This window comes from Neobacillus fumarioli NBRC 102428 (assembly GCF_001591485.1).
GTDB classification, from domain to species: Bacteria; Bacillota; Bacilli; order Bacillales; family Cytobacillaceae; genus Neobacillus; species Neobacillus fumarioli.
On record NZ_BCUZ01000074.1, the window covers coordinates 1 to 12,845 of the forward strand.

9 protein-coding genes and 1 riboswitch are annotated in these 12,845 nt (G+C 43.6%); of the genes, 6 read left to right on the forward strand and 3 right to left on the reverse strand.

The genetic code is table 11. The features are described 5' to 3' along the window. Positions 1-186: 186 nt before the first annotated feature. The 6 genes from BFU02S_RS11075 to BFU02S_RS11100 all read left to right on the forward strand — a co-directional run bounded on the left by BFU02S_RS11075 (position 187) and on the right by BFU02S_RS11100 (position 10,266). Positions 187-1,257: a lactonase family protein gene (locus tag BFU02S_RS11075; protein WP_066370454.1), complete on the forward strand. Its 1,071-nt coding sequence runs from the start codon at positions 187-189 to the stop codon at positions 1,255-1,257. A gap of 139 nt (positions 1,258-1,396) precedes the next feature. Further along, a riboswitch (SAM riboswitch) is annotated at positions 1,397-1,504 on the forward strand. A gap of 132 nt (positions 1,505-1,636) precedes the next feature. Then, positions 1,637-2,752, forward strand: a complete 1,116-nt coding sequence (locus tag BFU02S_RS11080; protein WP_066370456.1) for a methionine biosynthesis PLP-dependent protein — start codon at positions 1,637-1,639, stop codon at positions 2,750-2,752. Further along, positions 2,749-3,936, forward strand: coding sequence for a cystathionine beta-lyase (gene metC / locus BFU02S_RS11085; protein ID WP_066370459.1), 1,188 nt, complete (start codon positions 2,749-2,751; stop codon positions 3,934-3,936). Before BFU02S_RS11080 ends, metC begins: the two co-directional genes overlap by 4 nt. Before the next feature lie 2 nt (positions 3,937-3,938). Further along, positions 3,939-5,798: a bifunctional homocysteine S-methyltransferase/methylenetetrahydrofolate reductase gene (locus tag BFU02S_RS11090; protein ID WP_066370462.1), complete on the forward strand. Its 1,860-nt coding sequence runs from the start codon at positions 3,939-3,941 to the stop codon at positions 5,796-5,798. Continuing rightward, positions 5,779-9,228, forward strand: a complete 3,450-nt coding sequence (gene metH / locus BFU02S_RS11095; RefSeq protein WP_066370465.1) for a methionine synthase — start codon at positions 5,779-5,781, stop codon at positions 9,226-9,228. Before BFU02S_RS11090 ends, metH begins: the two co-directional genes overlap by 20 nt. 69 nt (positions 9,229-9,297) lie before the next feature. Further along, complete coding sequence (locus tag BFU02S_RS11100; protein WP_369690675.1) at positions 9,298-10,266, forward strand: DMT family transporter; 969 nt, start codon at positions 9,298-9,300, stop codon at positions 10,264-10,266. A gap of 164 nt (positions 10,267-10,430) precedes the next feature. On the opposite strand, the gene BFU02S_RS11105 is transcribed toward BFU02S_RS11100, so the two are convergent. From BFU02S_RS11105 to BFU02S_RS11115, 3 genes are all read right to left on the reverse strand, one after another. Further along, the gene (locus tag BFU02S_RS11105) at positions 10,431-11,156 is read right to left on the reverse strand and encodes an amino acid ABC transporter ATP-binding protein (RefSeq protein ID WP_066370467.1); all 726 of its coding nucleotides are present in this window, start codon (positions 11,154-11,156) and stop codon (positions 10,431-10,433) included. Then, on the reverse strand, positions 11,143-11,820 hold the full coding sequence (locus tag BFU02S_RS11110) for an amino acid ABC transporter permease (RefSeq protein ID WP_235842038.1): 678 nt from the start codon (positions 11,818-11,820) through the stop codon (positions 11,143-11,145). Before BFU02S_RS11110 ends, BFU02S_RS11105 begins: the two co-directional genes overlap by 14 nt. Before the next feature lie 90 nt (positions 11,821-11,910). Beyond that, positions 11,911-12,750: a basic amino acid ABC transporter substrate-binding protein gene (locus BFU02S_RS11115; RefSeq protein ID WP_066370471.1), complete on the reverse strand. Its 840-nt coding sequence runs from the start codon at positions 12,748-12,750 to the stop codon at positions 11,911-11,913. Positions 12,751-12,845 lie beyond the last annotated feature (95 nt).

Genomic DNA, 12,845 nt, shown 5'->3' on the forward strand with positions numbered 1-12,845 from the left:
TATCTCCCTTTAACAGACTCTAATATAAAAAGAACCATATTTAATAAGGGAATATCTTTTTAATGAAGAATAGATGCTTAGCAGAAGTTATTTCTAGGCATCCTGAACGCTCATCACAAGCAGGATTTATAAATAAAACAGGAAAATTATGATAAACTATAATCGTCAAATTACATAGAGGAGCTTATGAACATGCAAAATACTAATCAATATCTAGGGCTGATCGGAACCTATACCAAGGGAGAAAGTAAAGGAATTTACTCTTTTACTTTAAATACAGGGGAAAGAAAAATTGAAAATGTTCAGGTTGCAGCTGAACTTGGTAATCCTACATATTTAACCATTACAAACGATAACCGCTGCGTTTACTCCGTAGTAAAAGATGGAGATAACGGCGGAGTTGCTGCTTTTTCCTTGAATCCAGCTACTGGAGAGTTATCGGAGATTAATCGTGAACTGTCTCCCGGAGCATCTCCATGCCATGTGAGTGTTGATCGTGAATCCCGCTATGTATTCATTGCTAATTATCATAAAGGGACGGTAGAATCACATGTGATTAACCGGGAGGATGGGTCTATCCAGCCAGCGGTATCGGTTATTCAACATGAAGGAAACGGCCCCGACCCAAGACAGGAAAAACCGCATACCCACTATGCAGCCGTTACTCCAAATGAGAAGTTTTTGGCCGTCGTTGAATTGGGAAGTGATGCGGTCATTACTTACGAAGTGGCTGAAGACGGGGCATTAACAGAAGTAAGCCGGCTTTCTACTCATCCCGGCAGCGGTCCGAGGCATCTTGTGTTCCATCCGAATCACAAATTTGCTTATGTGATGACGGAATTCAGTTCTGAAGTCATCTTTTTAACCTTTGATGGAGAAACCGGCCGCTTCACCGCCAAGCAATACATTTCTACCATTCCGGCAGATTTTACGGAAAATAATCAAGGCAGTGCGATTCATATTTCCTCTGACGGCCGCTTTATCTATGCCGGCAACCGTGGACATAACAGTATTGCCATTTTCAGTGTCAATCAGGAAACCGGTGAACTGAAGTTTGTTGACCGCATTTCAACCGAAGGCGATTGGCCGAGAGATTTTTCACTCGACCCTTCTGAAAAATTCATTATTGCGTCCAATCAAGAGTCCGGGAACCTCGTGTTATTTGCGAGAGATAAAAACACCGGAAAATTAACCTTGTTGCAGTCCGATGTTAAAGTACCGTATCCGGTTTGTGTAAAGTTTTTGCATGTGAAATAATGTAGAGACAGCGCAATTTTAAATGAGCAACAACAAAGAGAAACTTTAGGTAGAAAAAATAATTTTCAGTTATCTTTAAAAATTAAATTGACACCCTAGCTTTTTTGTAGTAAATTTTATAAAAAATCTAAATATTAATTTCTTATCAAGAGAGGTTGAGGGACTGGCCCGATGACACCTCAGCAACCTTCAATGTTTAGGCATTGAAAAGGTGCTAAGTCCTGCAAATTTTTTTGCGAGATAAGAAGAATGACAATTGGTTCTACATACAAAAGTCTTCTTCTTAAAGAAGGCTTTTTTTATTACATGAGGATCTTTACTACCGTTCAGCGTTAATGCTTGACAGTAATAAAATATTTCAAAACAGGGAGTGTGGACAATGTATAAAATCGATACAAAATTGGCGCAAATTGGGAATCGCAGCGAAACCGCAACAGGGACGGTCAATCCGCCCGTTTATTTCTCCACCGCTTATCGTCATGCAGGAATTGGCCAATCTACCGGGTTTGATTACACAAGAACCGGGAATCCGACTCGCCAAATTTTAGAAGAGACAATCGCTGACTTAGAAGGCGGTGACCAGGGATTTGCCTGCAGTTCTGGAATGGCAGCGATTTTCACAGTACTCTCTCTATTCCAATCCGGTGATGAGTGGTTAGTAAGCGATGATTTATATGGCGGAACCTACCGGTTATTAGAAAAGGGCTATAAAAAATGGGGGTTAAATGTTCAATATGTCAATACCTGTTGTCCGGATGAGGTAGAAAGTAAGATTACCCCCAAAACAAAGGCCATCTTTCTTGAAACCCCGACAAATCCTCTGATGGAACAATCCGATATTGCTGCGATTGCCAAAATTGCCAAGCGGCACGGGATTTTGTTAATTGTTGATAACACCTTTTATACACCGCTCTTGCAGCAGCCAATTCAGCTTGGAGCCGATATTGTCATCCATAGTGCGACCAAATACTTGGGTGGCCACAATGATGTCCTTGCCGGCCTAATCGTCGCCAAAGGAAAAGAACTGTGTGAGGAGCTGTTCCTTTATCATAATGGCGCGGGAGGCGTGCTCAGCCCGTTCGATTCCTGGCTGTTGATGAGGGGAATGAAAACATTGGCTCTCCGGATGGAGCGTCATGAAAAAAATGCCAAAAAAGTTGTCGAATTTCTTTCAAAGCATGAAGCAGTTACAGATGTCCTTTACCCTGGTCGGGGCGGAATGGTTTCCTTCCGTATTAAAGATGAAACATGGGTCAATCCATTTTTACAAAACTTAAAGCTGATTTCCTTTGCGGAAAGCTTAGGCGGTACAGAAAGCTTTATTACGTATCCGGCAACACAGACACATGCCGATATTCCGGAAGAAATCCGCACGGCAAAAGGGGTTGATAACCGCTTATTGCGTTTTTCAGTCGGTATTGAGGATAAGGATGATTTAATCGCAGACCTTGAGCAGGCCTTCACCAATATTGCGGAAGGGGTGAAGGTATCATGACGATTGATGAATATTCCTTCGAAACAAGGCTGCTTCATAATCAGCATAAATGGGATCCGGCAACAGGTGCTGTCAGTGTCCCAATCCAGCACGCGTCTACCTTTCATCAATTTGATGTAGACACCTTTGGAAAATATGATTATGCGCGCAGTTCAAACCCAACGCGGGAAGCCCTTGAAGAGATCATTGCCGAATTGGAAGGCGGCGTGAAAGGCTTTGCTTTTTCTTCCGGTATGGCGGCGATCTCCACTGCCTTTTTGCTATTATCAGCCGGAGACCACGTTGTCATCACGGAGGATGTTTATGGTGGAACGTATCGGATGGTGACCGAAGTGCTTTCCCGTCTTGGTATTGAATACACCTTTGTGGATATGACCGAACTTAATGAGGTGAAGCAAGCCATTCAGCCGAACACAAAGCTGTTATATGTCGAAACTCCTTCCAACCCGACATTGAAGGTGACCGATATCCGGGCCATCACCCAGCTGGCCAAAGAACACAATGCGCTGACATTTGTTGATAATACCTTTCTGTCACCTGCACTGCAAAAGCCACTTGAGCTTGGCGCCGATGTTGTCCTACACAGTGCAACCAAATTTTTATCCGGCCATAGCGATGTTGTAGCTGGGCTTGCGGTCGTGAAAGATGAAGCTTTGGCCAAACGGCTTTACTTTTTGCAAAATTCTTTTGGCGCGATCCTCGGTGTTCAGGATGCCTGGCTCGTTTTAAGAGGATTGAAAACTCTTCACGTCCGGCTGGAACAGTCACAGAAATCAGCGCTCAAATTGGCGCAATTTTTAGAATCCCACCCTTTGGTGAAAAACGTATATTATCCGGGCCTTGAAACCCACCCGCAATATGCGCTGCAGCAAAGCCAAGCAAATGGGCCGGGAGCTGTTTTATCATTTGAACTTTCGGACGCAGCGGCACTGAAAACCTTTCATGCTCATGTAAAAATCCCGGTATTTGCGGTCAGTCTTGGGGGAGTTGAAACCATTTTATCGTATCCAGCCAAAATGTCCCATGCTGCAATGCCAAGGGAAGAAAGAGAAAAACGTGGAATCACGGATGGTCTCGTCCGCTTATCGGTCGGTCTTGAAAATCCAGACGATTTAATCAAAGATTTCAACCAAGCTTTTGAAAAGGTGCGCAACAACGAATTAGTGCTCCAGCGAGGAGAATGATGATGAGCTTTTTAAATCAATTGAAAAATAAAATTTTGATTGGCGATGGCGCCATGGGAACATTGCTTTATTCTTTCGGGGTTGATTCCTGTTCCGAGGAATTGAACCTTTCCCAGCCGGAACAAATTCAAAATATTCACCGTGCCTATATTGATGCCGGTGCCGATATCATCCAAACAAACACATATGCAGCCAATTATCTTAAGCTATTGCGATATGGTTTGGAGGATTCAGTCAAAGACATCAACAGTGCTGCCGTCCGTAATGCCAAGCTGGCAGCGCAGGATAAAGTCTATGTTCTGGGAACAATGGGCGGCAATCGCGGCATCAAACCGAATTCGATCACGATTGAAGAAATCAAACGGAGCTTCCGTGAACAATTGTATTGTTTGTTATTAGAAGGGGTAGATGGACTTTTGCTTGAAACCTTTTATGATCGTGAGGAGCTGGAAACAATCCTCACGATTGCCCGGAAAGAAACGAAGCTGCCGATCATTGCTCAGGTTTCCATGCAAGAACCAGGTATTTTGCAGGACCATACACCAATAAATGATGCCTTAAAGCGTCTAGAAGAACTTGGCGCTGATGTGGTCGGGCTAAATTGTCGGCTCGGACCGCATCATATGCTGCGCGCACTCGAACAGATTGAACTGCCAAAGCACGCCTACCTTTCTGCTTATCCGAATGCCAGTCTCCCTGCTTATACGGATGGAAAGTTTCATTATGACGGTGATGCGGATTACTTCCGACATTCAGCAAAAGCCTTTCGAAATGAAGGGGTCCGTCTGTTAGGCGGCTGCTGCGGAACAACACCGGCGCATATCCGGGCCTTTGCTTCGGAATTAAAAAATAGCACCCCTATTGTCGAAAAAATTGTAAAATTAAAACCAAAGGTGAATCGCGTCGAAGTTCAGGCAGCTAAAAGAGAATTAGTGCCGCTTCAAGAAATTGTTCAGCAAAGGCCCTCAATTATTGTTGAATTAGATCCACCAAGAAAGCTGGATACGACAAAATTCTTCGAAGGCGCAAGAGCATTAAAAGCAGCGGGCATTGATGCCATCACCTTGGCCGATAATTCGCTGGCAACCGTGAGAATATCCAATGAATCATTAGGATATTTGGTAAAAACGGAACTTGGGATGCGTCCGCTGATTCATATTTCCTGCCGCGACCGCAATATAATCGGGCTTCAATCGCATTTAATGGGGCTTCATACCCTTGGCATGAACGATGTGCTGGCGATAACCGGCGATCCGGCACGAGTCGGAGATTTCCCCGGAGCTTCATCCGTCTATGATGTATCTTCATTTGAATTAATTCAAATGATTAAACAATTAAATGAAGGGTTATCTTTTTCGGGAAAAGATTTGGGGCAGAAAACCGCCTTCAGCATCGCTGCCGCCTTTAACCCGAATGTCCGCTCACTTGACAAAGCAGTAAAGCGTCTCGAGAAAAAAATAGAATACGGTGCGGATTATTTTATCTCCCAGCCTGTTTTTTCCGAAGAAAAATTGCTGCAAATCTATGAACATACCAAAACATTAAAAGCACCCATTTATATCGGTTTAATGCCGCTTATCAGCAGCAAAAATGCCGAATTCCTTCATAATGAAGTGCCGGGAATCAAAATTGCCGATTCAATTCGTGAGCGGATGGCGAAGTTAAATCATGATCCACTACAGGCGGCCCGCGAAGGAATTGAAATCACGAAATCGCTAATTGATGCAGCACTTACCTTATTCAATGGGATTTATTTAATTACACCGTTTTTACGTTATGAACTGACGTCTGAGCTGGCTCATTATGCCCGTCAGCGTGCACATGAGGTTAGGGGGAACAGCTATGCCGAAACAACCATTTAATGAACAGCTAAAAAGACGAATATTGATCATGGACGGCGCCATGGGAACGATGCTGCAGCAAGCAGACCTCACTGCAACAGACTTTGGCGGTGAGCAGTACGAAGGCTGCAATGAAAACTTAAATTTGACCGCCCCTTCTGTTATTGCCGGTATTCACCGGAAGTATTTAGAGGCAGGGGCTGACATTATTGAAACAAATACCTTTGGAGCTACTAGTATCGTTCTAGATGAATATAAACTTGGCTATAAAGCCTATGAAATTAATAAAATTGCAGCTATGATTGCTGTGAAAGAAGCGGCTAAAGCTTCAACGGATGAATGGCCGCGCTATGTGGCCGGCTCAATGGGACCGACGACGAAAACATTGAGCGTCACCGGAGGTACAACGTTCGATGCCCTCTCCGCTGCTTACGAAGAACAGGCGATCGGCTTAATAGACGGCGGTGTTGACCTCCTTCTTTTAGAAACGAGCCAAGATATGCTGAATGTAAAAGCGGGATTTATCGGGATTCAGCGGGCATTTGCGAAAACTGGAAAAAAACTGCCCCTGATGATTTCCGGGACAATTGAACCGATGGGGACGACACTCGCCGGACAATCAATCGAGTCGTTTTACATCTCTATTGAACATATGAACCCTGTGGCTGTCGGGTTAAACTGTGCCACAGGTCCGGAATTCATGCAGGACCATATCCGCTCACTGTCCGGGCTTGCCGCAACTGCGGTCAGCTGCTATCCGAACGCCGGACTGCCCGATGAGGAAGGCCATTACCATGAAACACCGGATATGCTAGCGAAGAAACTGGCTGATTTTGCTAAGCATGGCTGGCTCAATATTGTCGGCGGGTGCTGTGGAACAACACCAGACCATATACGTGCCATTCGCGAAGCATTGAAAGATTGCAAACCACGTGAATTCAAGCCTTCTGGCCTTCATATGGTATCGGGAATTGAACCGTTTATTTATGATGATCCGACATTACGGCCGATCATGGTTGGTGAGCGGACGAATGTGATTGGCTCGCGGAAATTTAAACGGCTGATTGCCGAAGGAAAATTTGAGGAGGCAGCAGAAATTGCCAGGGCCCAAGTAAAAGGCGGCGCTCATGTCATTGATATTTGCCTTGCCGATCCCGATCGCGACGAGCTCGTTGACATGGAAAATTTCATCAAAGAAGTGGTGAAAAAAGTCAAAGTTCCGCTTGTGATCGATTCTACCGATGAGAAAGTCATTGAAATAGCCCTTAAATATTCGCAAGGAAAAGGCATTATTAACTCGATTAATCTGGAAGATGGCGAGGATCGCTTTCAAGCAGTAGTTCCGTTCATTCACACTTTTGGTGCCGCAGTCGTTGTCGGAACAATTGATGAAAAAGGAATGGGTGTCACCGCAGAACGGAAACTTGCGATTGCCAAACGATCCTATGAGTTGTTAGTGAATAAATATGATGTAAAACCGCAGGATATTATTTTTGATCCACTTGTTTTTCCAGTCGGCACCGGTGATGAACAATATATCGGCTCAGCCAAAGCCACCATTGACGGGATCCGATTAATCAAAGAACATCTGCCAGGCGTCCAAACCATTCTTGGCATTAGTAACGTATCTTTCGGGCTCCCTCCGGTCGGCCGGGAAATTCTTAATTCCGTCTTTTTATACCATTGTACTCAGGCGGGACTTGATTATGCCATCGTCAATACTGAGAAGTTGGAGCGGTTTGCTTCGATTTCCCCGGAAGAAGTTCGATTGGCAGAAGATCTTTTATTTAACACTACAGATGAAACGTTAGCGGTGTTTACTGATTTTTACCGTGATAAAAAGAAAGAAGCAAAAACAACAGTTGTCAATCTGAGCCTAGAAGAGCGACTTGCCTATTATATCGTCGAAGGAACAAAAGAAGGCTTGATACCGGACTTGGAGCTGGCACTTCAAAAATATCCGACGCCGCTTGATATTATTAACGGGCCGTTAATGGACGGGATGAGCGAGGTCGGGAGGCTATTTAACGATAACCAGCTGATTGTGGCGGAAGTTCTGCAGAGTGCCGAAGTGATGAAAGCGGCTGTTTCCTATTTAGAGCCTTTCATGGAAAAGGGCGATGTTTCAGCATCAAAAGGAAAAGTTATATTAGCAACCGTGAAAGGTGATGTACATGATATCGGGAAAAACCTTGTGGACATTATCCTCAGCAATAATGGCTATGACGTACATGATCTTGGCATCAAAGTTACGCCGGCAGACTTAATTCGTGCGATCCGCGAAGAAAAACCTGATATAGTCGGCCTTTCCGGGCTTCTTGTTAAATCGGCGCAGCAAATGGTATTAACAGCGCAGGATATGAAGGCAGCTGGAATCTCATTGCCGATATTGGTCGGTGGTGCTGCCCTCACCCGCAAATTTACGGATACTAAAATCTCCAAAGAATATGACGGACTTGTCCTTTATGCGAAAGATGCAATGACAGGATTGGCCCTTGCCAACCAGTTACAGTCACAAGAAGAACGGGATAAACTGTTTGCCGAGAAACAAGAAAAACTGGCCGCTGCCGACATTCCAAGAGATCTGCCGAGCCGTTCAAATGTTGCAGTTGCGGTACGGCCAAGAGCGGCTGTTTCTACCGAAGTTCCGGTATTTGTACCAAAAGATACGAAACGACATGTGTTAAAATCTTATTCTCTTTCCCATATCAAGCCCTATATCAATATGCAAATGCTATTGGGACATCATCTTGGTGTAAAAGGGAAAATTTCCAAACTGCTCGCCGAAAAAGATGAAAAAGCATTAAAAATTAAGGAAATCGTTGATCAATTGATTGCGGATGCCAGCTTGAATCATTGGATTGCTCCCGCGGCTGTGTATCAATTTTTCCCAGCTCAGTCTGACGGGAATAAAGTTCATATCTATGATCCTCTTGGCTCGGGCCGAATCATTGAAACATTTGATTTTCCGCGCCAGGATTCAGCGCCCTATTTATGTTTGGCTGATTACTTAAAGCCGGTTGACAGCGGTGAGATGGATTATGTCGGTTTCTTTACGGTAACAGCAGGAAGAGGAATCCGTGAAAAAGCCGACCAGTTCAAGAGTGAAGGACGTTTCCTAGAAAGCCATGCCCTTCAGGCACTGGCGCTCGAGAGCGCTGAAGGTTTCGCCGAATTAATTCACCGGCAAATGCGTGACCGCTGGGGCTTCCCTGATCCAATTGATTTCACCATGCAGGACCGTTTTGCCGCCCATTACCAAGGACAGCGCTACTCCTTCGGTTATCCGGCATGTCCGGATCTGGAAGATCAGAAAAAGCTGTTTGGACTAATTCAGCCGGAAGAAATCGGTGTTCAACTGACAGACGGCTGTATGATGGAACCGGAGGCATCCGTTTCAGCGATTTGTTTTGCTCACCCTGAGGCTAGGTATTTTAATGTATTAAGATAAGGGATCCCGCGGAAACATCTAGTTTTCCGCGGGATTATTTGTTACTCTTTAACCAGGGAGGGGAGATTTTTGAATCTTTTAGAATTCAATCTTAAAAGTAGTGAAGTTCATAAATTTAGGTTTATTACCTCCAGGAAGCAGTTTCAACACTTCAAAGGTCTGGCAATGGTACTCTTAGGGGCCGTACTTTGGGGTGTATCAGGTACTGCTGCCCAAGTGTTATTTCAACATTATGGGATTGATTCTGGATGGCTGGTTACTGTTCGGATGAGCATTGCCGGGCTTCTGATGCTGGCAGGGGTTTCGCTTAATTCCGGCCTAACGTATACCTTTTCTATATGGAAGGATAAAAAAGATGCCCCAAAGCTGATTATCTTTGGAATCATAGGTTTACTCGGCGTACAATATTCTTATTTTGCTTCCATTCATTACGGCAACGCGGCCACAGGAACGATCCTTCAATATATGGGGCCTATCTTTATTACAATCTATGTAGCATTGCGTACGCATCGAATGCCGACCATTTCACAGTGTATTTCCGTATTCCTTGCGATTTTGGGTGCTTTTTTACTTGTAACGAACGGAAATTGGCATAGCTTCTCTGTTTCGGGACTGGCTGTTTTTTGGGGAATTATTTCGGCAATCACTGTTGCCTTTTATTCCTTGTATCCACAAGAGTTGCTGTGCAAATATGGTGCAGCCACGATTTCCGGATGGGGCATGCTGATTGGCAGCATTGGAATGGGGTTGATCCACCCGCCATGGAATTTCGTTGGAGTTCATTCACTACATGCATGGTTATTAATAGGTTTTGTAGTTATATTTGGGACACTGATTGCCTTTTATGTCTATATTGCCAGTCTAAAATATATTTCGGCTGCAGAGGCAAGTGTATTATCATGTGGTGAGCCCTTATCGGCTTCCATTATTGCAGTGACTATTTTACATGTGCAGATGGGCTGGGCTGCTATATTTGGGGGACTGTGTATTCTTGTTACAGTCACCATTATGGCTGGTAAAGGAGCAACTGATCATTAAATATGTCGAAAGTGAGGTCCATTTCGGACAATTTTTTCAGTTTCTTCGGTGGCTCTGTTCGAAGTTGCTATCAATTCGGACAGAGTTTATAGGAAAGTTATTCTTTCCATCACCAAAAAACCCGCCGGCCAAATCGAAATAATCGATTTAGCCAGCGGGTTTCATTAATGCAGAATCTTTCCAAGAAAGCTTTTGGTTCTTTCATGTTTTGGATTATTGAACAACTCTTCCGGTTTTCCTTCTTCGATGATATATCCACCATCCATGAATAACACCCGGTCCCCTACTTCTTTAGCAAAGCCCATTTCGTGGGTGACAACTACCATTGTCATGCCTTCTTTCGCCAAATCTTTCATAACCTTTAATACTTCCCCTACCATTTCAGGGTCTAGTGCGGATGTTGGTTCATCAAAGAGCATGACATCAGGCTTCATTGCCAAGGCACGTGCAATAGCCACACGCTGCTGCTGGCCGCCGGATAACTCATCAGGATAGCTGTTTGCTTTATGGGCTAGTCCCACTTTTTCAAGCAATTGCATTGCAAATTTTTCGCTTTCTTCCTTTGACATTTTTAACACTTTCCGAGGTCCAATTGTGATGTTTTCAAGGACGGTTAAATGATGGAATAAATTAAATCGTTGAAAAACCATTCCAACTTTTTGACATACTTGATGGATATTTGTTTTTGGATGTGTGATTTCCTTTCCGATGATGGTAATTTTCCCGCCGGTTGGTATTTCCAAACCATTTAAGCAGCGAAGGAATGTGCTTTTTCCACTGCCGGAAGGACCGATGACAACTACCACTTCCTGAGGCTGGATTTCAATATTCACATCTTTTAAAACTTCTACTGTACCAAAAGATTTTTTCAAATGCTCAACGCTTATCAATTTGCAGCCTCCTCTCCAGGTAACCGGCAAAACGTGTAAGTGTGAAAATAATGACTAGATACAGAAGTGCCACTTCCCCGTAAATTTGGAATCCGGCAAAGTTTTCGGAAACAATGATTTGTCCTGTGTACAGAAGTTCAACGATTGCAATCGGAGCAAGCAAAGACGTATCTTTAATCGTTTGGGCAAATTGGTTTACCAAAGGCGGAATCATTCGTTTAAATGCCTGCGGCAAAATAATATGAACCATTGCCTGAAAGCGAGTCATCCCAATACTATGTGCTGCTTCACTCTGTCCACGGTCGACACTAAGAATACCAGCCCGAATGATCTCGGTAATATAAGCACCTTCATTTAGCGCCAAGCCAATAGCGGCAGCTATATATGGATAAACCCTTGGACCAAACCAATCATTTAATGGAATTACGGTAGGTAAACCTAGAGCAATAAAAATCAATTGTACAAGTAGCGGAGTTCCGCGGAACACCTCAACATATAACCAGCTAATTGCCTGTAATATTCGAAAGCGGGAAAGCCTGAATAATGCAGCAATAAGACCAATAATACATCCGAGAATAATAGCGATCAATGAAAATTCAACCGTTGTCCCTAACGCACGAAATAATTGAGGGAAAGCATGTGCCATAATTTCTAAAGAATTCAAAGGATGACCCCCTTACCGTTACCAATAATCGACAAATCGAAAGGCGCAGCGAAGATAGCTACGCCTTATGCCAAATTACATGTATTTTTATTACTCGTTTAAAGCTACCTTATCTGGGGCAAGTTCCTCATTAACAAGTCCGCTCTTATCTCCGCCAAAGTATTTATCAAATAATTTCTCATATTCCCCATCTGCTTTAATAGCTTTTAAACCGTCATTGATTTTCTTCAATAGATCCGGATTATTTTTCACGACAGCAATTCCGTAATACTCGCCAGTAGGGATGGCTTGGATGACATGTACATCCTTGTGGCTGCTGGCATATCCTGAGTTTACCGGGCTATCGAATACGACTGCATCTGCGCCGCCGCTTTCAAGTGCACTATACGCATCATTGATATTATCGTATTGCTTAATGTTTTGAGCCGGAATCCCTTTCGATTTCAACAGGTCAACAGATGATGTTCCTTTTTTAGTAGCAACAAGTTTTGTTTTTAAATCATCTAAACTTTTGGCGGAAGAGGATGTTTTGGTAAGAACTGAAATCCCAGACTTGTAATAAGCATTTGAGAAATCAACCGCGGCTAACCGGGTTTTCTTAATCGTCATACCGGCTACTGCTACATCGACCGATTTAGCCTGAAGGGCCGGAATAAGACCGGTAAACTGCATAGTAGAAATTTCAACTTTCATATTTTCTTTCTTGGCAATGGCGTTAATCATGTCGATGTCAAATCCTTGAACCTTTCCATCCTTTTCAGATTCAAATGGAGGAAAAGTCGTATCAGCGGCTACTTTCAGTGTTTGCTGAGATGGTTTGTCAGAGGCATTTGATGATGTAGTTTTGCTAGTGCTGCCGCATCCGGCTAACAATCCGGCGGCAAGTACCCCTGCAAGTACAAAAGATCCATACATTTTTTTCTTGTTCAAATTAACTCCCCCGTTCATTTAATATATTAAAATATTAAGATGTTTTTAGTTTATTATTATTATTCAGTGTTTGTCAACTTGAAATAATTTCAACC

Excerpts from the sequence above, each read along its gene's own strand:
- BFU02S_RS11075 (WP_066370454.1), top strand. The coding sequence starts at position 187 with ATGAACATGCAAAATACTAATCAATATCTAGGGCTGATCGGAACCTAT.
- BFU02S_RS11080 (WP_066370456.1), top strand. The coding sequence starts at position 1,637 with ATGTATAAAATCGATACAAAATTGGCGCAAATTGGGAATCGCAGCGAA.
- metC (WP_066370459.1), top strand. The coding sequence starts at position 2,749 with ATGACGATTGATGAATATTCCTTCGAAACAAGGCTGCTTCATAATCAG.
- BFU02S_RS11090 (WP_066370462.1), top strand. The coding sequence starts at position 3,939 with ATGAGCTTTTTAAATCAATTGAAAAATAAAATTTTGATTGGCGATGGC.
- metH (WP_066370465.1), top strand. The coding sequence starts at position 5,779 with ATGCCGAAACAACCATTTAATGAACAGCTAAAAAGACGAATATTGATC.